Origin of the sequence: Cyanobium sp. ATX 6E8 (assembly GCF_024346335.1) — a bacterium.
Lineage (GTDB): Bacteria > Cyanobacteriota > Cyanobacteriia > PCC-6307 > Cyanobiaceae > Cyanobium_A.
Genome location: NZ_JAGQCT010000008.1, coordinates 77,199 through 95,271, shown reverse-complemented (window position 1 = coordinate 95,271; position 18,073 = coordinate 77,199). Strand labels below are relative to the sequence as shown.

Below are 18,073 nucleotides of genomic sequence, written 5' to 3'. Positions count from 1 at the left end.
CCTACCCCTTCCCCATGAGCATTCGCCTCTACGTCGGCAACCTGCCGCAGACCTTCGATGCCAAGGAGCTTGAGGCTCTGTTCAGCGCCGTGGGCGAAGGGGTGCGCTTCAAGGCCGTCAACGATCGTGACACCGGCGCTTGCCGCGGTTTCGGCTTTGCCAACGTTGACGATCAGAAGCTGGCCGACACCGTGATCGAGCAGCTCAACGGCAAGGACTTCGGCGGCAACGCCCTGCGGATCGAGGTCTCTGAGCGCAAGGACAGCCGCAGCGCAGCCCCCAGCGAGCGCCGCAACGGCAGCGCTCCCACCGCAGCCCGCAAGGCCGTCAACAAGGTGGTGCATGCCGACAACGTCGATAGCGAAGCCCCCGATCCCCGCTGGGCCGGCGAACTGGCCAAGCTCAAGTCACTGCTGGCCAACCAAACGGCCGCAGTCTGACCACCCCCATCCCCTGGACCTGGCAAGACCACAGGATTCACTTGGTGGAGGCCGGCGATCCCGGCAACAGCACCAAGGTGCTGTTGATCCATGGCTTCGGCGCCTCCGTGGGTCACTGGCGTCACAACGTGCCGGCATTGGCGCGCCAGGCCCATGTTCTGGCGGTTGATCTGCTGGGCTTCGGTGCCAGTGACAAACCACGCTCCCGGCTGGCCGACGAACCCGAGCAGCCGGGCGCCGTGCAGTACAACTTCGACCTCTGGGGTCAGCTGGTGGCCGATCTGGTGCGCGAGCGGTTGCTTCCGCACGGGGCAGGTACAGCCCCACGCGTGCACCTGGTGGGCAACTCGATCGGCGCCATGGTTGCTCTGACGGCCGCCAGAGTGCTGTTGCGCGAGGGCACCCCACCGGCCCAGGTGGTGTTGATCGACTGCGCCCAGCGCACCCTCGACGACAAACGGGCCGCCCAACTCCCAGGCTGGGAGCGGGCCAGTCGCCCCCTGGTGAAAAGCCTGGTGCGGCAACGCTGGGTGATCGCCCCCCTGTTTCGCCTGCTGGCCAAGCCGGCTTTTATCCGCAGCGTGCTGGCGCGGGCCTACCCCAGCGGAGCCAACATTGACGACGCACTGGTGACCCTGCTGCATCGCCCCAGCACCGATCCCGGGGCCACCGAAAGCTTCCGAGGCTTCGTCAACCTGTTCAACGACCACCTGGCCCCGCAGCTGCTCGCCGATCTCACTGCCGCCGACCCACCAGTGCCGGTACGGATGCTCTGGGGCGAAGCCGACCCCTGGGAAGATCCCGCCGAAGCCAGCCGCTGGGCTGACAGCTTTGCCTGCATCCAAGAGCTGAACGTGCTGCCAGGGCTGGGCCACTGCCCCCACGATGAAGCGCCTGAGCAGGTGAATCCAATCCTGCTCAACTGGATTGGCCAAGCCTGATCAGCTCAGCGCGCCTGGGCGATCACAAACGACCGCGGCAGATCCAGAAATTTGCCTGAGGTGGGCACATAGGCCCGGTGGTTGAACACGTCGTAATCCAGTTCCTCGATCACATCGAGGATGCCGCGATACAGGCGCAGCGATGCCCAAACCGGCCAGCGGGCATCGGGCGCCAGCCAGCGCACGCCTGCCTCTGAACGGGCGAACCAGTCGCGGGCGCGGGCAAGCTGAAACCGCATCAATTCACGCCAGCTGTCGTTGAGGGTGCCGGCCATCAGCTCAGCCTCGCTGTAGCCGAAACGGGTGAGGTCCTCCTGGGGCAGATAGATGCGGCCGCGGCCGCGATCTTCACCCACATCGCGCAGGATGTTTGTGAGCTGATTGGCGATCCCCAGCGCCACAGCGGCCTCGCTGGTGTCGGGCCGCGCACTCCATGGAGCTGAGGTGTAGGCGGGATCCACGCCCATTACCTCCTGGGTCATCAGGCCCACGGTGCCCGCAACCCGATAGCAATAAAGCTTGAGCTGCTCAAACGTGGCGTAGCGGCTGGTGGTGAGGTCCATCCGCATCCCCTCGATCATGTCGAGATAGGGCTGGATCGGTTGGGGGTAGCGCTCGATCGTGTCAACCATCACCCGATCCAGGCCATCCCGCACCTTGCCCGCGAACAGTTCCCGGGTGCGCCGCTCCCAGCTGTCCAACCGGGCCGCCAGCTCCTCCACCGGGCGAGCCATCGCCTCCGGGCTGTCCATCAGCTCATCCGTGCGGCGGCACCACACGTAAATCGCCCAGATCGCCCGCCGCTTGGGAGAGGGCATCAGCAGGGTGCCCAGATAAAAGGTTTTGGCCCACTCCGCCGTCTCGCGGCGGCAGGCCTCATAGGCCTCCTCCAGGTTTGGAACCGAGGAAACAACCACGCTCAGACCGCCACCGGGACCCCTGCCGCCGACTGGGCCACGGGGGACGTGGCGATCGCCTGGGCGCACTGCTTACCGCTCAGCACCGCTCCTTCCATCGACGCCAGGTAGCGCTGCATCGTGTAGCAGCCGGCCAGAAAGAAGTTGGGGATTGGCGACGCCTGGTCGGGCCTGAGCTGCTGGCAACCCGGCACGGTTTTGTAAACCGACAGGGGCGTTTTCACCACGATCGACTTGCGCAGCTGGGCCTGGTTGTCTCCGGTGAAGTGCATCGGGAACAGGCGCTTCAGCTCCTCCATGGTGGCGGCCACGATTTCCTCATCGGGGCGACCGATCCAATCCTTGGCCGGGGCAAACACCAACTCCAACATGGAACGCTCAGGGTCTTCATATTCCTTGCAGGTGTTGCTCATGTCGGCATAAACGCTCAGCAGCGGGCTGCGGCTGAACAGCAGATGATCGATCTCGGTGAGCTTGCGGTCAAACCAGAGGTGGATGTTAATCACCGGCACACCATTGAGGCCATCGAGCTTCTTGAAATAAGGAATTTCCTTCCAGGGCTCGGGCAGCAGCAGCTTGAAGGGATCCACCGGCATGGCACTCACATAGGCATCCGCCGTGAGCGTGCGCGGCTCCTGGCCCTTGATGCCACCGATCTGGAACGCCTTCACGCTGCCGTCGGCATTGAGCTCGATCTGGCGTAGGGGGGCATTGAGGTGCACCTCCCCGCCACGGGCCTCGATGTAGTCGACGATCGGCTGGCACAGCCGCTGGGGCGGATTGCCATCGAGAAACGCCATCTTGGAGCCATCGCTCTCCTGCAGGAAGCGGTTGAGGGCAGTCAGCACCACCGTGCTGGAGATCTCCTCAGGATCGATGAAGTTCAGCGCCTTGGCCATGGCGATGAACACCTCGTCATTCACCCGCTCGGGGATGTTGTGCAGCCGCAGCCACTCGGTCCAGGAGTATTGATCGCACTCCTCCACGTACTGCTGACCGCGCAGCATCGCCGGCACGAGGCCGAGGCCGAAGGAGATCTTCTCGGGCCAGGTGAGCAAGTCGTTGTTGCCGAGAATTGCGGCCACCCCATTGAAAGGGGCTGGGATATCAGGAAAGTCGAAGCGGCTGTAGGTGCCGGGGGTTTCCTTCTGGTTGAAGATCATCGAGTGGCTCTTCCACTGCAGACGGTCTTCGATGTCCAGCTCCTTAAACAGCTGGCGCATGTTGCGGTAGGCGCCGAAAAAGATGTGCAGACCGGTCTCGTACCAGTCGCCGTCTTCGTCCTGCCAGGCCGCAACCTTGCCGCCCAGCACATCTCGAGCCTCCACCACCACCGGGGTGTGGCCGGCATCACAGAGGTATTTGGCACACGACAACCCGGCCAGTCCTGCTCCGGCGATGACGACGCGCATACCCATCCTTGAATCCAATGACAACCTTAAAGGGGGGCTTCCGACCTTCGCGGCCTGGAGGGTTTCTAGAGTTGGCTGATCGGGTGCCCGCAACTGCTTCCCCATGGCCGACTTAAGCCCTGCCGACCCTCTCACTGCTGCAGCTCCGAACGCAGAGACCCTGCTGAAGTCCACAACCCGTCACGTGCGGCTGTTCACAGCCCGGGTTGACAACGGCAATTTGGTGGCGGATCCCAGCCAGCTCACCATGGATGTGGATCCAGACAACGAATTCCTCTGGGACGCCCCGGTGCTGGCCAAGGTGCAGGAGCGCTTCCGGGAGCTGGTGGCAGCCCAGGCCGGCGCCGACCTCACGGAATACACCCTGCGCCAGATCGGCTCAGAGCTCGAAGGCCTGATCCGCCAGCTGCTGCAGGCCGGGGAGCTTCGCTACAACTCGGATGCCCGCGTGCTCAACTACTCCATGGGCCTGCCCCGCAGCACCGAAACCCTGTGAGCCGCTCCCGCCCGTCCGACTACGGCAATGGCCGCTCCGGCGGCAGTCGATCCAGCAGCGGTCGCTACGCCGAGGAGCGTTTTGACGACGACCGCTATGGCCCTGGGTCCTATGGGCGAGGAGAACCGCGGCGGCCAGCAGGGCGCAGCGGGGGTGGGGGCAAGGGCGCTCCAGGGGGCGGCCCCGGTGGCAACGGACCTGGTGGCAACGGCCCCTTTCAATTCAACGTAGGAACCCTGGCGATCCTGGCCGGCGTGCTGGTGGTGGGCATCGGCATCGGCACTGCGATCTCCAGCACCACCCAGGGCGACCAGGGCAACATCGCCAGCTCCCAGCAGCTCGACTTGGCTGTGCCCGATCCGGAATTCTGCAAGCAGTGGGGCGCCAGCGCCTTCGTGATGGACATCGAGCTCTACACGACCATGAACCCCAGCTCGAGTTTTGTGACCCAGCCGGCACTCAAGCCGGGCTGCGTGATCCGCCGGGAGAACTGGAGCGTGCTGCAGAAGGAAGGGGCCGTTACCGCCGAGCAGATGCGGCAGTGCAAGCAGCGGATGAACACCTTCGCCTACATCGGCTCGGTCAAGGACAAACCGATCGTGCGCTGCGTGTATCAGACCGACATCAGCGAGAACAAATTCCTCACCAAGGGCGTCGCTGACGACACCGTGGGCATCACCCCTGAAGCCGATCAGTTCTGAGTGGCAGCGGCAGGGGTCTCCTGCTGCAGCGGCCGGCGCAGGGGGCTATCGGGGCTGGCGAACACCGGCAGCACCTCCTTGCGGAAGGCATCGGCGGCCCGTGAGCAATAGCGGGCCGGGTGGGTGATCAACTTCAACTGGCGGCGCACCAGCAGATCAGCCACCTGGGGGCGGTGCAGCGTGCCGGCCGAAAGCTCCCGCTCGATCGACACCACCGGCAGGAACGCAGCCCCCAAGCCCGACTGCACGGCGTTTTTGATCGCCTCAAAGGAGTTGAGCTCCATCTCGATCTTGAGGCGGCCCACATCGAGGCCGGAGCGGGCCAGCAGCTGGTCGACCATCTTGCGGGTCGTCGACTGGGCATCAAGACAGACAAAGCCCAGTCGGTAGAGGTCGTCCTTGGTGAGCTCGGGCAGGCGGGCCAGGGGGTGCTTCACCGGCAGCACCAGGGCCAGTTCGTCGCTGGCATAGGGCACCACCTGCAGCAGCTCACCGAGCTCGGTGGGCAGCTCGCCGCCGATGATGGCCAGATCAACCTGGCCATTGGCCACGCTCCAGCCCGTGCGTCGGGTGCTGTGCACCTGCAGCTGCACGGCCACCTCCGGGTATTTCTGGCGGAACAGGCCAATCATCCGCGGCATCAGATAGGTGCCGGTGGTCTGGCTGGCGCCCACGATCAACGAGCCACCGCGAAGATTGTGCAGGTCTTCCAGGGCTCGACAGGCCTCCTGGCACTGGCTGAGGATCCGGTCGCAGTAGCTGAGCAGCAGGTGGCCGGCCTCGGTGAGCTGGGCCTTGCGCCCACCGCGATCAAACAGGCTGACGCTCAGCTGCTTCTCCAGGTTCTGGATCTGCAGACTCACCGCCGGCTGGGTGACGTACAAACTGTCGGCGGCCTTCTTGAAGCTGCCCTCCGAGGCGATAGCCCGCAGGATGCGGAGCTGATCAAGGGTGAAAGGCAGATCTGCCATCGGGTTGCCTGGGTGGGCCTGGGCCTGCCGGCTGGCGAGGAGAAAACTCTAGGGGGGAAGTTGGGCAGCGAGAATCAGAAACTTCACAACTCCCCACCCGGCCTGTGCCCCCCAGCTCTCTCCACCACAGCAGTTGGGTGATGCTCGGCCTGCTGCTGGCCTTCGCCGTGATCCACAGCGGGGGCGCCTCGCTGCGGGCCTGGGGCGTGGAGCGCATCGGTGAGCGGGCCTGGCGGCTGTTGTTTGCCGCCGTGAGCATTCCCTCGGCAGTGGTGGTAATCGGCTACTTCCTGGCCCACCGCTACGACGGCATCCGCCTCTGGAACCTGCAAGACCAGCCCTGGATCGTGCCGCTGGTGTGGACCGGCACCGCCATCAGCTTCCTGTTTCTGTATCCAGCCACCTACAACCTGCTGGAGATCCCCGCGGTGCTCAAACCCCAGGTGCGGCTCTACGCCACGGGAATCATCCGCATCAGCCGCCACCCCCAGGCCGTCGGACAGATCCTCTGGTGCGCCACCCACCTGCTCTGGATCGGCAGCAGCTTCATGGTGGCCACTTGCGCCGGCCTGATCGCCCACCACCTGTTTGCGGTGTGGAATGGCGACCGTCGCCTGGCCAACCGCTTCGGGGCTGCCTTCGAGGAACTCAAGGCCAGCACCTCGGTGCTTCCCTTCAAGGCCGTGCTCGATGGCCGCCAGCAGCTGGTGCTCTCCGAATTCCTGCGGCCGGCCCAGCTGGGCATCGGCATTGCCGTGGCGGTGTTCTGGTGGGCCCACCGCTACATCGGCCTTGGAGCCACCGCCTTCTCCCGGTCGGCCCTGGGCCACTGGCTGGCCTGAGGGTTGGCCTGATGGGCGCCCCCGCACAGGGCAGAGGCCCAACCTGAACGGCTGCCTACACTTCCCCCAACCAGCCTGCGCCGCATGCCGTCAGCCGCCGAACTCGCCTGGTTGATCCCGGTGCTGCCCCTGGCCGGAGCCTGTCTGACGGGCCTGGGGCTGATCAGCTTTAACCGCACCGTCAATCGGCTGCGCAAACCCGTGGCCTGGCTGCTGATCAGCTGCGTTGGCGCCGCGGCGGTGCTCAGCTATGCCGTGCTGGCCCAGCAGCTGGCCGGAGCCGGCCCCACCGAGGTGCTGTTCAACTGGGCCAGCGCCGGCACGTTCAACCTGCAGATGGGCTTCCGGGTGGATGCCCTCGGAGCGGTGATGCTGTCGCTGGTCACCACCATCGCCGTGCTGGTGATGGTCTATTCCGATGGCTACATGGCCCACGACAAGGGCTACGTGCGCTTCTTCACCTATCTGGCCCTGTTCAGCAGCTCGATGCTGGGCCTGGTGATCAGCCCCAACCTGCTGGAGATTTACGTGTTCTGGGAGCTGGTGGGCATGTGCTCCTACCTGCTCGTGGGCTTCTGGTACGACCGCGACGGCGCCGCCAATGCCGCCCAGAAAGCCTTCGTGGTGAACCGTGTGGGCGACTTCGGCCTACTGCTGGGGATCCTCGGCCTGTTCTGGGCCACCGGCAGCTTCGGTTTTGAAGAGATCGGCAGCCGGCTGCAGGAGGCCGTGGCCGGCGGCAGTCTCTCCAACGCTGCGGCAATCCTGCTGTGCCTGCTGGTGTTCATGGGCCCGATGGCCAAATCGGCCCAGTTCCCCCTGCATGTGTGGCTGCCCGATGCCATGGAGGGCCCGACGCCGATCTCAGCCCTGATCCACGCCGCCACGATGGTGGCCGCCGGCGTGTTCCTGGTGGCCCGGTTGCAGCCGGTGTACGAGCCCTTCCCGGCGGTGCAGGCCACGATTGCGGTAATTGGCACGATCACCCTGTTTCTGGGGGCCTCGATCGCCCTCACCCAGATGGACCTCAAGAAGGGGTTGGCCTACAGCACCGTCTCCCAGCTCGGTTACATGATGCTGGCGATGGGTTGCGGCGCCCCGGTGGCGGGCATGTTCCACCTCGTCACCCACGCCTTCTTCAAGGCGATGCTGTTTTTAGGCTCCGGCTCGGTGATCCACGCCATGGAAGAGGTGGTGGGCCATGAGCCGGTGCTGGCCCAGGACATGCGCCTGATGGGCGGCCTGCGCAAGTTCATGCCGATCACCAGCACCACCTTCTTCATCGGCTGCATTGCCATCAGCGGCATTCCGCCCTTGGCAGGCTTCTGGAGCAAGGACGAAATCCTGGGGGTGGCCTTCGGCCAGTTCCCGATCCTGTGGGTGGCCGGTTTCGTCACCGCCGGCATGACGGCGTTCTACATGTTCCGGCTGTACTTCCTCACCTTTGAGGGCGAGTTCCGCGGCGGCGACAAGGCGATGGCAGCCCAACTGATGGCGGCTGCCGGTAAAACCGCTGAGGACCACGGCGATGACCATGGCCACAGCGACGACCGTGGTCACAGCCAAGCCAAGCACCCCCACGAATCCGGCTGGCAGATGGCCATGCCCCTGGCGGTGCTGGCGGTGCCGTCGGCGCTGATCGGCCTGCTCGGCACCCCGTGGAACAGCCGCTTCGGCAATCTGCTGGATCCCCAGGAGGCCGCCGAAGTGGCCGAGCACTTCAGCTGGGGGGAGTTTCTGCCCCTCGCCGGAGCCTCGGTCGGCATCTCCGTGGCCGGCATCAGCGTGGCGGTGCTGGCCTACGCCCTGCACAAACTCGATCTGGGCACCGCGGTGGCGGCCCGCTTCCCGGCCGTCAACGCCTTCCTGGCCAACAAGTGGTATCTCGATGCCATCAACGACAAGTTGTTCGTGCAGGGCAGCCGCAAGCTGGCCCGCCAGGTGCTGGAGGTGGACTCGAAGGTGGTGGATGGGGTCGTCAACCTCACAGGCTTGGTGACCCTCGGCAGCGGCGAGGGTCTCAAGTACTTCGAAACCGGCCGGGCCCAGTTCTATGCCCTGATCGTGTTTGGCGGTGTCATCGCTCTGGTGGTGTTGTTCGGCTCGCTGGGCTGAGCGCAACCGCTCAGCCCAGCGAGCCGAACACCGCCGAGGGGCCGGCTCTCTAGCCAACCAGCACCCTCCCTCCAGCGCACAGAGCCCTCTCCCCCAGCTTTGCGCGCCCTTGGCCGTGCAGGCGGCGTGAGCGCGCAGCGCGTGACGCCAGCACGGCCAAGGGCGCGCAAAAAACCAACGGTCTGTGTGACTCCCCGCATCACAACAGGGACAGGCCGGCTGGAATTTCTACACTCCGCCAAACGGTGAGGCCTGGTTCGTGCCCTTCCCCTGGTTGAGCGCGTCGATCCTGTTCCCGATCGCCGCCGCCCTGCTCATCCCCTTCATTCCAGATGCCGGCGATGGCAAGCGTGTGCGCTGGTATGCCCTCGGCGTCGCACTGACCACCTTCCTGCTCACGGTGGGGGGCTACCTCAACGGCTACGACCCCTCGGTGGAGGGGCTGCAACTGGTGGAACGGGTGCAGTGGCTACCCAGCCTGGGTCTGGCCTGGTCGGTGGGGGCCGACGGCATCTCGATGCCGCTGATCTTGCTCACCAGCTTCATCACGGCCTTGGCGGCCCTGGCGGCCTGGCCGGTGACGTTCAAGCCGAAACTCTTCTTTTTCCTGCTGCTGGCCATGGATGGCGGCCAGATCGCGGTGTTCGCGGTGCAGGACATGCTGCTGTTCTTCCTGGCCTGGGAGCTGGAGCTGCTGCCGGTGTATCTGCTGCTGGCCATCTGGGGCGGCAAGAAGCGCCAGTACGCCGCCACCAAGTTCATCCTCTATACGGCCGGCAGCTCGCTGTTCATCCTGGTGGTGGGCCTGGCGATGGCCTTCTACGGCGGGGGCACTCCCAGCTTCGAGTACACGGTCCTGATGGCCAAGGACTTCTCGACGAAGTTCCAGCTCTTTGCCTATGCAGGCCTGCTGATCGCCTTCGGAGTGAAGCTGCCGATCGTGCCGCTGCACACCTGGCTTCCCGATGCCCACGGCGAGGCCACGGCGCCGGTGCACATGCTTCTGGCCGGCATCCTGCTCAAAATGGGCGGTTACGCCCTGCTGCGCTTCAACGTGCAGCTGCTGCCGGAAGGCCACGCCCAGTTTGCGCCGCTGCTGGTGGTGCTGGGGGTGGTGAACATCATCTATGCCGCGCTCACCTCGTTTGCCCAGCGCAACCTCAAACGCAAGATCGCCTACAGCTCGATCAGCCACATGGGCTTCGTGCTGATCGGCATCGGCAGCTTCAGTGCCCTCGGCACCAGCGGCGCCATGCTGCAGATGATCAGCCACGGCCTGATCGGGGCCAGCCTGTTCTTCCTGGTGGGCGCCACCTACGACCGCACCCACACCCTGCAGCTCGACGAGATGGGCGGCGTCGGCCAGACGATGCGCAAGATGTTTGCTCTCTGGACCATCTGCTCCCTGGCCTCCCTGGCCCTCCCAGGCATGAGCGGCTTCGTGAGCGAGCTGATGGTGTTCACCGGCTTCGTCACCAGTGAGGCCTATTCCCTCAGCTTCCGCATCGTCATGGCGGCGCTGGCGGCGGTGGGGGTGATCCTCACGCCGGTCTACCTGCTCTCGATGCTGCGGGAAATCTTCTTCGGCAAGGAAAACGCCGAGCTGGCATCCCACACCCACCTGGTGGATGCCGAACCGCGCGAGATCTACGTGGTGAGCTGCCTGCTGGTGCCGATCGTGGGCATCGGCCTCTATCCCCGGATCATGACCGACACCTACCGCGCCTCCATCGAAGCGCTGGTGCAACGGGAAACCACGGCGCTGGCCAAGGTGATCCAGCCCCCGCCGGGCGATCTGATCCGCCAGCCACTGCTGGTGGCCCCGCCCCTGCCGGCCTGACCCACCAACACCGGAGGGCGGTAACAAAACTGTGCAGATCGACGCCAGGACATGCCACCCCCGGCTGCCCTCCTTACGCTCCTGCTCAGCTCTGGAGCTCCGCGCCACCCGCCTCTCCACCGCGACGCCCCTGGGAGACCCCGCGATGAAACAGCTGAACTTCCTGCTGATCTTCAGCTTCGGCCTGGCCACGGTGATGTTCACCCTGGAAAACACGGCCCCCACCACGGTCCATTTCTTGCCCGGACTGAGCGGCACCCTGCCCTTGGCGGCGCTGCTGTTGCTGGTGGGCGGCGTCGGCGCTGCTGCCGCCTGGGTGTTTGCCGTGTGGACCGGCGTGGTGCGCAAGGTGGAAACACTGCAGAACCAGAGCGAATTTGCCGCCCAGCAGGTGCGGATCCAGGAGCTGGAAAACGACCTCCAGCGCTATCGGGCCACCGTCGATGCCCAATTAGGATTGTTGCCCGCCGCTGGCGAGAGCTCGGCTCCCAGTGATCCTGGCCAGGCTGAAGAGGCCGCCCGCAGCGAGTCGATGACGGTGTCGGTGAGCTGAAGGGCCCAGCCCAGCGCAGGCACCACCGGTAGTGGCCGGACGGCGCCGCTAGCCCGGTTCAGGCAATACCGGTAGCATATCCATCATTCACATTGGATTGAAAGAGCGGATTGGCTGAAGGAGGCGCCAGGCTGGCCATCCGTCTGCTGCAAGACGCAGCGGAGCGGGGCGAACTCGACCCGTGGGACGTGGACGTGATCGCCGTGGTGGATGGCTTCCTCGACCAACTGCGCCAGCGCATCGAAGTGCCGCGCCTGGTGGCCGCGGCAGGGGCGAGCCGGGGCGGCAGCTACGAGCAGGATCTGGCCGAAACCAGCGAGGCCTTCCTGGCCGCTTCGGTGCTGGTGAGCCTCAAGGCCGAGGTGCTCGAGGCGGCCACCTTCCCGCCGGAACCCCTCGACGATCAGGACTTCGGCTTTGACTTCGACGCCGATGGCCAGGGCTGGCTGGTGAGCCCGGGGATGGAACTGCCGCAGCGTCCGGAACGGCACCTCTGGCGCCGCCCTGTGGCGCCCCCGCCCCTGCAGCGCCCCGTGACCCTGGGGGAGTTGATCCGCCAGCTGGAGGACATCGCCGAGCGGCTGGAGCAGGACGAGGGCCGCACCCGGCAGCGCCATCGCCCCAAGCGCTACAGCGAACGGGCCGCGATCGAACAGGTGGCCGCCCTGGCCCACCGCGAAAAACTGCCGGAAACCACCGCCGCGCTCAGCCAGTTCTTGCTCAGCTGGGAACCGGCCCATGACTGGGCTGCCTTCAACGACCTCGTGCAGGATTGGGCTGCCAACGTGGAGTCGCGGCGCGCCGATGCCGACTTAGACCGCGATCGGGTGGGCGTGTTCTGGGCCCTGCTGTTTCTCTGCCACCAGGGCAAGGTGGACCTCGACCAACAGGGTGGGCTGTTTGGGCCGCTGCGGCTCAGGCGCCTGCTTAGCGCCGGCGAAAGCCGCCAGCTGCCCCTCGTGCCAGAGATCGGGGCGGCGGAAACGCTGATGGCAGCCTGAGCAAGCCGACTAGGCTGGTTGCTCCGACCGATGTGAGCAAACGCCGATGAAGGCGATGATCCTGGCGGCCGGCAAGGGAACACGGGTGCGTCCCATCACGCACACCATTCCCAAGCCGATGATCCCCATCCTGCAGAAACCCGTGATGGAGTTTCTGCTGGAGCTGCTGCGGGAGCACGGCTTCACCGAGATCATGGTGAACGTCTCCCACCTCGCCGAGGAGATCGAAAACTACTTCCGCGATGGCCAGCGCTTCGGCGTGGAGATTGCCTACAGCTTCGAAGGTCGGATTGAAGATGGAGAGCTGATCGGCGACGCCCTGGGCTCAGCCGGAGGCCTCAAGAAGATTCAGAACTTCCAGCACTTCTTCGACGACACCTTTGTGGTGCTCTGCGGCGATGCCTTGATCGACCTGGATCTCAGCGAAGCGGTACGCCGCCACAAGGCCAAGGGAGCCATGGCCAGCCTGATCACCAAACGGGTCCCCAAAGACCAGGTGAGCAGCTACGGCGTGGTGGTCACCACCGACGACGGTCGGGTGCGCTCCTTCCAGGAAAAGCCGGCGGTGGATGAAGCCGCCAGCGACATGATCAACACCGGCATCTACATCTTTGAGCCCGAAGTGCTCGACTTTGTGCCGAGTGACCAGCCCTTCGACATCGGCTCCGACCTCTTCCCCAAGCTGGTGCAAGCAGGGGCGGCCTTCTACGCCCTGCCGATGGAGTTTGAGTGGGTGGATATCGGCAAGGTGCCCGACTATTGGCAGGCGATCCGCAGCGTGTTGCAGGGCCAGGTGCGCCAGGTGCAGATTCCGGGCAAGGAAGTGCGACCGGGGGTGTTTGCCGGCCTCAACGTGGCGGCTGACTGGGACCAGATCAAGGTGACCGGCCCCATCTATGTGGGCGGCATGACCCGCATCGAGAACGGTGCCACGATCATTGGCCCGGCGATGATCGGCCCCAACTGCCACATCTGCGAGGGAGCCACGATCGACAACTCGATCATCTTTGACTACTCGCGCATCGGAGCGGGGGTGCGGCTGGTGGAGAAGCTGGTGTTTGGCCGCTACTGCGTCGACCGCAACGGCGACCACTTCGACCTGCAGGAAGCGGCGCTCGACTGGCTGATCACCGACGTGCGCCGTCAGGATGTGGTGGCTCCTTCACCCCAGCAGAAGGCCATGGCCGAGCTGCTCGGCACCGACCTGGCCCTGAGCAACGCCAGCTAAGCAGGCTGCAGGGGGGCCAGGCCGGCCTGCTGCAGGATCGCCGGAATCTTTTCCTCGGCCTTGATCGCCATCAGGTGCACCCCCTGGGCGATCTGCAGATAGTCCGCCACCTGTTCCGCCGCAATCGCCACACCCTCAGCCGCCGGATCCGCCGCCGCAGCCAGCCTGTCGATCACGGCCTGGGGAATGTTGGCCCCTGGCACCACCCGGTTGATGAAGGCCGCATTGCGGGCCGACTTGAGCAGAAACACCCCGGCCAACACCGGCAGCTCCAAGGGGGCCGCGAGCTCGCCCACAAAGCGCTTGAGGGCTTCGGCGTCCATCACCATCTGGGTTTGCACGAAGCGCGCTCCAGCCTGCTTCTTTCGCGCCAGGCGGCTCTTGAGGCCACTCCAGCTGGGCGACTGGGGATCGGCCGCAGCACCGGCAAACAGGGCGGTGGGCCCATCGGGCAACAGTCCCTGCACCGGATCCTCGCCCGCGTTGAACTGCTGCACCAACTGCAGCAGCCGCACCGCCTCCAGCTCATTCACCGGACGGGCTCCAGGCTGATCCCCGGCCCGCACCGGATCACCGGTGAGACAGAGCACATTGCGCACACCCAGGGCATGGGCGCCCAGCAGATCGGCCTGCAGGGCAATGCGGTTGCGATCGCGGCAGGCCAGCTGCAGCACGGGCTCGATCCCCGCATCCAGCAGCAGTCGACACAGGGCCAGGCTGCTCATCCGCATCACGGCGCGGCTGCCGTCGGTGACGTTCACGGCATGCACCCAGCTCCGCAGGGCCCCAGCGGCCTCCAGGGCACGGGATGGATCTGCGCCTCGAGGCGGCATCACCTCGGCGGTGAGGGCTGGTTCACCGCTGGCCAGGGCCTGTTGAAACAGCAAGCCAAACCGTTCTTCTCGGACCCATCATGGAACAACGCCCTGCCTACAGTGGGGTTCAGCCTGCGGCCTGGGCCAATGGATTCCGATCGCTCCACGGCTGGCTCACTGGGCCAGGGCCGCCATGAACTCTCGGAGCGGGAAATCGAAATCATCGAGCTGGTAGCCCAGGGGCTCACCAACCAGGAGATCGCTGCTGCGCTCACCATCAGCAAGCGCACCGTGGACAACCACGTGAGCAACATTTTCACCAAAACCGGCGCCAAAAATCGCGTAGCCCTGCTGAATTGGGCCATGGATCACGGCAAGATCTGCCGGGATGGCTTCAATTGCTGCGCAATCGACGGCAGAAAGGCTCAGACCAACTGACGGTCAGGCAGCCGGGGCTACCTCCAGGGGAGTGGATCCATCATCGGCAAGCGCCGCCAGGCTGTAGCCATCAGTCCCGAGCCCGAACAACTCGGCATAGGCCAGGCAGTCGGCTTGATCACGCCCAGTAAAACGCAGCATGCCCTGGTTGTCGTAGAGACCGGTCACGCAGCGTCTTTGGAATTTCTTCGGATTTATCCTACGGCCTCAAGCAACTCTCGCCGTTGAGCCTCAGGCCAATGGGCCAGGGGGGAGCGCGCCAGGGCCGCATTGCTGAGTTCGTGGCGGCCGGTCAGTTCACGGACGCACCAGGCTGGGGGCTCCAGCTCCACCAGGCTGCGCTCCCATGTGGCGGGCGCCAGCTCCACTTCTGCCACCACGAGCGGGGCATTCTCCGCCTCAAACACATCCAGCACCCACTCACCGCCAGGCAGATCCAGCCCGTAGCGCCACTTGCTGAGCCGCTGGGGAGCCAGGGCCAGCAGAGCCTCGGCATCGCCGGTGGGAATGGGGTACTCGAATTCGTGGCGCACCAGGCCCTCCGGCAACCCAACCGCCGCCGCGGGCAGCCCCCCTGGTCGCGCCTTGAGGGTGAGCCAGGCTCCTGCCACGGCGGGCACCCCACTGGCGCTGCGCACCCGCACGGTGACGCCATCGGCCGCCGCCACCAGGTAGCCCTGCTGCAGCCAGGCCTGCCAGCGGATGTGCTGGCGCCAGTCGTCACCCTGCACCAGAAAGCGCCGTTCGATTTCCAGGGCCATGGCACACCTCAGCAGGGGGGCTAATTGTGGGAGGGCTCGACAGCCGTAAGGCTGCCGGCCCAATGCAGCTTGTGGGTGAGGGTGCGGTAATACGACGGGCTCTGCTCCAGCAGCACCTGCAGGGCGGGATGGGGACTGCGCTCCACCACGGCCCGATCCCCCGGCTCCAGCACCGTGGCATGGGCACCGTCTTTCCAGAGCTTCACCCGGCGGCTGGTTTCCCCCAGGGGCCACACCGAAAGCTGGGCCCGCGGCGGCACCACCACAGCGCGGCTGGAGAGGCTCATCGGGCAGATCGGATTGACCACGATCGCCTCGATACCGGGGTGGAGGATGGGCCCGCCAGCCGCCATCGAATAGCCGGTGGAGCCGGTGGGGGTGGCGATGATCAAGCCGTCGCCGCGGTATTGATCCACCACTTCGCCGTCGATCTCCAGCTCGAGCACGCAAGTGGGAGACACCTCATCGAGGCAGGGCCGAAAATAGAAATCGTTGAGGGCCAGGTGGGGGCCATCGGCCTGGTCCACCCCATCACCGCGGTCGATGTGGGCTTGCAGCATCATCCGGCGCTCAAGAGCAAACCGGTCGTTGCGCAGACGCTCCCAGAGGCTCTCCTCCTCCGACTTGCCGGCATCAGCGCTGAGGCGCAGGAAGCGGCGGTCGTGGGTCAGAAAACCCAGGTGGCCACCGACATTGAAGCTGAGGATCGGCACATCCAGGGGGGCCAAATGACGGGCGGCACCAAGCACGGTGCCATCACCGCCCAGCACCAGGGCCAGATCGGGCAGATGGGCTTCGGTGGCCAGCAGGCCGGGAAAGGGGTTGCGGGCCAGGCCACTGGAGGCCACCACCACATGCACCCCCTGGGCCGCCAGGTCTTCGGCGCAGCGCTTGGCCTGGCGATGGGCAGCCTGGCTGCCCGACCGTGAAATCAACCAGACCCTCTCAAGCCGCATCGGGGAAGGGCCGGGTTACCAACGCAGCAGATTGAAGCGCTCCATGTCAACCGTTTCGCGGTTGCGGTAGAGGGAGAGCAGGATTGCCAGACCCACAGCCGCCTCCGCCGCCGCCACGGTGATCACGAAGATGGCAAACACCTGACCGTGAATCAGCTGGCCATCGAGATAGCTGGAGAAGGCCATCAGATTGATGTTCACCGCATTGAGCATCAGCTCAATGCTCATCAACACCCGCACCGCATTGCGGCTGTTGATCAAACCCCAGACTCCCGTGCAGAACAACACGGCAGCCAGGGCCAGATAGGCCTGCAGGGGGATGGTGCTGGGAAGGGTGATCTCCATGGAGCTGGGGGGGATGAGCAGATGGGTCGGTGGGGACTGGATCAAGCAGACGGGGGATCAAATGCCCCCTCAACGGGGAGACTTTTCCAGCAGCAACGGAGTGCGCTCCTTCTCGATCAGGCCCTGATCCGCCGCTTCGCCGGTGATCACATCGCTGCTGAGCACATCGCGGCGCGCCAGCACGATCGCACCGATCATCGACATCAACAGCAGCACCGAGGCCAGCTCAAAGGGCAGCAGATAGTCGCTGAACAGGTGTTCGCCGATCCGGATGGTCGCCTCCTCGCCAACCGGCTCGGGTCCAGGCAGGGCCCAGGGCGTGGTGAAGGCCACCCGGATCAGCAACACAAACAGACCACCGCAGACGGCGCCCGACAACAGACGACGCACCCCCAGGCCTGGAATGGCCGCGAGGTTTTCCTTCTTGTTCACGAGCATGATCGCGAACAGGATCAACACGTTGACAGCGCCCACATAGACGAGCACCTGGGCAGCTGCCACGAAGCTGGCATTGAGCAGAAGGTACAGACCTGCGACCGACAGAAACACCCCGCCCAGCAGAAAGGCGGAGTAGACGATGTTGGGCAGCAAAACCACCCCAAGGGCCCCGAGCACAAGCGTGGCGGAGAGGGCCACGAAACAGATCAGCTGGGTGGTGGAGGCGATGGTCATGACGCGTCTCCACTGGGCTGGGAGGGAGCTTTGGGCTCGGCTTTCGGCAGGGTTTCGAGCACCTGCTCCGGCAGTTTGCCGGCGCGGGGGGCTGTGTCGGGCACGCCGTGGGGATCCATCACTCCCTTGGGCAGGTAGACCAACTCCCGCAATGGCACCACTGCAGGGTCGCTGGTCACGCTGGTGGGCAGACGACCCAAGGCAATGTTGTCGTAGTTGAGGCTGTGGCGGTCGAAGGTGGACAGCTCGTATTCCTCGGTCATCGACAAGCAGTTGGTGGGGCAGTACTCCACACAATTACCGCAGAAGATGCACACCCCGAAATCGATCGAATAGTTGCGCAGCTCCTTCTTCTTGGTGGCCTTGTTCATCACCCAATCCACCACTGGCAGATTGATCGGGCAGACCCGCACACACACCTCGCAGGCGATGCACTTGTCGAATTCGTAGTGGATCCGGCCGCGGTAGCGCTCCGAGGGGATCAGCTTCTCGTAGGGGTACTGGACGGTGACCGGCCGGCGCCGTAGGTGGTCAAAGGTCACCGCCAGACCCTGGGTCATGTACTGGGCCGCACCCACAGCATCGCGGGTGTAGTCGCCGACTTTCTTGAGGAACCCAAACATGGAGCT

The 18,073-nt window shown here is 65.1% G+C and carries 21 protein-coding genes; 11 read left to right on the top strand and 10 right to left on the bottom strand.

Annotated elements, in window-relative coordinates:
* The first annotated feature begins 14 nt into the window (after positions 1-14).
* Positions 15-440: an RNA recognition motif domain-containing protein gene (locus KBY70_RS08505; RefSeq protein WP_094560726.1), complete on the top strand. Its 426-nt coding sequence runs from the start codon at positions 15-17 to the stop codon at positions 438-440.
* A gap of 44 nt (positions 441-484) precedes the next feature.
* Complete coding sequence (locus tag KBY70_RS08500; protein WP_233128617.1) at positions 485-1,381, top strand: alpha/beta fold hydrolase; 897 nt, start codon at positions 485-487, stop codon at positions 1,379-1,381.
* A 5-nt stretch (positions 1,382-1,386) separates the two neighbouring features.
* On the opposite strand, the gene KBY70_RS08495 is transcribed toward KBY70_RS08500, so the two are convergent.
* Both KBY70_RS08495 and pds read right to left on the bottom strand, forming a co-directional pair.
* On the bottom strand, positions 1,387-2,298 hold the full coding sequence (locus KBY70_RS08495) for a phytoene synthase (RefSeq protein WP_409996036.1): 912 nt from the start codon (positions 2,296-2,298) through the stop codon (positions 1,387-1,389).
* A 2-nt stretch (positions 2,299-2,300) separates the two neighbouring features.
* On the bottom strand, positions 2,301-3,710 hold the full coding sequence (gene pds, locus KBY70_RS08490; protein WP_094560728.1) for a 15-cis-phytoene desaturase: 1,410 nt from the start codon (positions 3,708-3,710) through the stop codon (positions 2,301-2,303).
* Between the two features lie 103 nt (positions 3,711-3,813).
* Here pds and KBY70_RS08485 point away from each other — a divergent pair, with 103 nt between their 5' ends.
* Positions 3,814-4,206, top strand: coding sequence for an NAD(P)H-quinone oxidoreductase subunit M (locus KBY70_RS08485; RefSeq protein ID WP_094560730.1), 393 nt, complete (start codon positions 3,814-3,816; stop codon positions 4,204-4,206).
* A complete protein-coding gene (locus KBY70_RS08480) occupies positions 4,203-4,907 on the top strand; it encodes a DUF3172 domain-containing protein (protein WP_094560732.1) in 705 nt (234 codons plus the stop codon). The genes KBY70_RS08485 and KBY70_RS08480 overlap by 4 nt, the downstream gene beginning before the upstream one ends.
* Here the strand turns inward: KBY70_RS08480 and KBY70_RS08475 are convergent.
* Positions 4,898-5,878: a LysR family transcriptional regulator gene (locus KBY70_RS08475; RefSeq protein WP_094560734.1), complete on the bottom strand. Its 981-nt coding sequence runs from the start codon at positions 5,876-5,878 to the stop codon at positions 4,898-4,900. The genes KBY70_RS08480 and KBY70_RS08475 overlap by 10 nt on opposite strands.
* 140 nt (positions 5,879-6,018) lie before the next feature.
* On the opposite strand from KBY70_RS08475, the gene KBY70_RS08470 reads away from it, so the two are divergent.
* From KBY70_RS08470 to KBY70_RS08445, 6 genes are all read left to right on the top strand, one after another.
* Positions 6,019-6,720, top strand: coding sequence for an NnrU family protein (locus KBY70_RS08470; RefSeq protein ID WP_094560910.1), 702 nt, complete (start codon positions 6,019-6,021; stop codon positions 6,718-6,720).
* A gap of 84 nt (positions 6,721-6,804) precedes the next feature.
* Complete coding sequence (locus tag KBY70_RS08465; protein ID WP_254988133.1) at positions 6,805-8,835, top strand: NAD(P)H-quinone oxidoreductase subunit 5; 2,031 nt, start codon at positions 6,805-6,807, stop codon at positions 8,833-8,835.
* A gap of 259 nt (positions 8,836-9,094) precedes the next feature.
* Positions 9,095-10,675, top strand: a complete 1,581-nt coding sequence (locus tag KBY70_RS08460) for an NAD(P)H-quinone oxidoreductase subunit 4 (RefSeq protein WP_094560738.1) — start codon at positions 9,095-9,097, stop codon at positions 10,673-10,675.
* Between the two features lie 145 nt (positions 10,676-10,820).
* A complete protein-coding gene (locus KBY70_RS08455) occupies positions 10,821-11,228 on the top strand; it encodes a lipopolysaccharide assembly protein LapA domain-containing protein (protein ID WP_094560741.1) in 408 nt (135 codons plus the stop codon).
* 110 nt (positions 11,229-11,338) lie between these two features.
* On the top strand, positions 11,339-12,229 hold the full coding sequence (locus KBY70_RS08450) for a segregation/condensation protein A (protein WP_254988129.1): 891 nt from the start codon (positions 11,339-11,341) through the stop codon (positions 12,227-12,229).
* Between the two features lie 46 nt (positions 12,230-12,275).
* The gene (locus KBY70_RS08445) at positions 12,276-13,457 is read left to right on the top strand and encodes an NDP-sugar synthase (protein ID WP_254988128.1); all 1,182 of its coding nucleotides are present in this window, start codon (positions 12,276-12,278) and stop codon (positions 13,455-13,457) included.
* Here the strand turns inward: KBY70_RS08445 and KBY70_RS08440 are convergent.
* Positions 13,454-14,290 (bottom strand): methylenetetrahydrofolate reductase, encoded by an 837-nt coding sequence (locus tag KBY70_RS08440; RefSeq protein ID WP_409996040.1) that lies wholly within the window; start codon positions 14,288-14,290, stop codon positions 13,454-13,456. The genes KBY70_RS08445 and KBY70_RS08440 overlap by 4 nt on opposite strands.
* A gap of 129 nt (positions 14,291-14,419) precedes the next feature.
* On the opposite strand from KBY70_RS08440, the gene KBY70_RS08435 reads away from it, so the two are divergent.
* Positions 14,420-14,710: a helix-turn-helix domain-containing protein gene (locus KBY70_RS08435; RefSeq protein ID WP_254988125.1), complete on the top strand. Its 291-nt coding sequence runs from the start codon at positions 14,420-14,422 to the stop codon at positions 14,708-14,710.
* 3 nt (positions 14,711-14,713) lie between these two features.
* On the opposite strand, the gene KBY70_RS08430 is transcribed toward KBY70_RS08435, so the two are convergent.
* The 6 genes from KBY70_RS08430 to ndhI form a co-directional block, all read right to left on the bottom strand.
* Positions 14,714-14,878, bottom strand: a complete 165-nt coding sequence (locus KBY70_RS08430) for a hypothetical protein (protein ID WP_254988123.1) — start codon at positions 14,876-14,878, stop codon at positions 14,714-14,716.
* 26 nt (positions 14,879-14,904) lie between these two features.
* Positions 14,905-15,471 (bottom strand): CYTH domain-containing protein, encoded by a 567-nt coding sequence (locus KBY70_RS08425; RefSeq protein WP_254988122.1) that lies wholly within the window; start codon positions 15,469-15,471, stop codon positions 14,905-14,907.
* Between the two features lie 20 nt (positions 15,472-15,491).
* Positions 15,492-16,427, bottom strand: coding sequence for an NAD(+) kinase (locus tag KBY70_RS08420; protein WP_094560753.1), 936 nt, complete (start codon positions 16,425-16,427; stop codon positions 15,492-15,494).
* 15 nt (positions 16,428-16,442) lie between these two features.
* The gene (gene nuoK / locus KBY70_RS08415) at positions 16,443-16,772 is read right to left on the bottom strand and encodes an NADH-quinone oxidoreductase subunit NuoK (protein WP_254988121.1); all 330 of its coding nucleotides are present in this window, start codon (positions 16,770-16,772) and stop codon (positions 16,443-16,445) included.
* A gap of 69 nt (positions 16,773-16,841) precedes the next feature.
* Positions 16,842-17,444, bottom strand: a complete 603-nt coding sequence (locus KBY70_RS08410) for an NADH-quinone oxidoreductase subunit J (RefSeq protein WP_094560757.1) — start codon at positions 17,442-17,444, stop codon at positions 16,842-16,844.
* On the bottom strand, positions 17,441-18,067 hold the full coding sequence (gene ndhI, locus KBY70_RS08405) for an NAD(P)H-quinone oxidoreductase subunit I (RefSeq protein WP_094560759.1): 627 nt from the start codon (positions 18,065-18,067) through the stop codon (positions 17,441-17,443). Before ndhI ends, KBY70_RS08410 begins: the two co-directional genes overlap by 4 nt.
* Between the last annotated feature and the right edge of the window lie 6 nt (positions 18,068-18,073).

Bases quoted from the DNA above. Each gene is read 5' to 3' on its own strand.
- KBY70_RS08505 (WP_094560726.1), top strand. From the start codon at position 15: ATGAGCATTCGCCTCTACGTCGGCAACCTGCCGCAGACCTTCGATGCC.
- pds (WP_094560728.1), bottom strand. From the start codon at position 3,710: ATGCGCGTCGTCATCGCCGGAGCAGGACTGGCCGGGTTGTCGTGTGCC.
- KBY70_RS08485 (WP_094560730.1), top strand. From the start codon at position 3,814: ATGGCCGACTTAAGCCCTGCCGACCCTCTCACTGCTGCAGCTCCGAAC.
- KBY70_RS08475 (WP_094560734.1), bottom strand. From the start codon at position 5,878: ATGGCAGATCTGCCTTTCACCCTTGATCAGCTCCGCATCCTGCGGGCT.
- KBY70_RS08470 (WP_094560910.1), top strand. From the start codon at position 6,019: ATGCTCGGCCTGCTGCTGGCCTTCGCCGTGATCCACAGCGGGGGCGCC.
- KBY70_RS08465 (WP_254988133.1), top strand. From the start codon at position 6,805: ATGCCGTCAGCCGCCGAACTCGCCTGGTTGATCCCGGTGCTGCCCCTG.
- KBY70_RS08455 (WP_094560741.1), top strand. From the start codon at position 10,821: ATGAAACAGCTGAACTTCCTGCTGATCTTCAGCTTCGGCCTGGCCACG.
- KBY70_RS08445 (WP_254988128.1), top strand. From the start codon at position 12,276: ATGAAGGCGATGATCCTGGCGGCCGGCAAGGGAACACGGGTGCGTCCC.
- KBY70_RS08440 (WP_409996040.1), bottom strand. From the start codon at position 14,290: ATGCCGCCTCGAGGCGCAGATCCATCCCGTGCCCTGGAGGCCGCTGGG.
- KBY70_RS08435 (WP_254988125.1), top strand. From the start codon at position 14,420: ATGGATTCCGATCGCTCCACGGCTGGCTCACTGGGCCAGGGCCGCCAT.
- KBY70_RS08425 (WP_254988122.1), bottom strand. From the start codon at position 15,471: ATGGCCCTGGAAATCGAACGGCGCTTTCTGGTGCAGGGTGACGACTGG.
- KBY70_RS08420 (WP_094560753.1), bottom strand. From the start codon at position 16,427: ATGCGGCTTGAGAGGGTCTGGTTGATTTCACGGTCGGGCAGCCAGGCT.
- nuoK (WP_254988121.1), bottom strand. From the start codon at position 16,772: ATGGAGATCACCCTTCCCAGCACCATCCCCCTGCAGGCCTATCTGGCC.
- KBY70_RS08410 (WP_094560757.1), bottom strand. From the start codon at position 17,444: ATGACCATCGCCTCCACCACCCAGCTGATCTGTTTCGTGGCCCTCTCC.
- ndhI (WP_094560759.1), bottom strand. From the start codon at position 18,067: ATGTTTGGGTTCCTCAAGAAAGTCGGCGACTACACCCGCGATGCTGTG.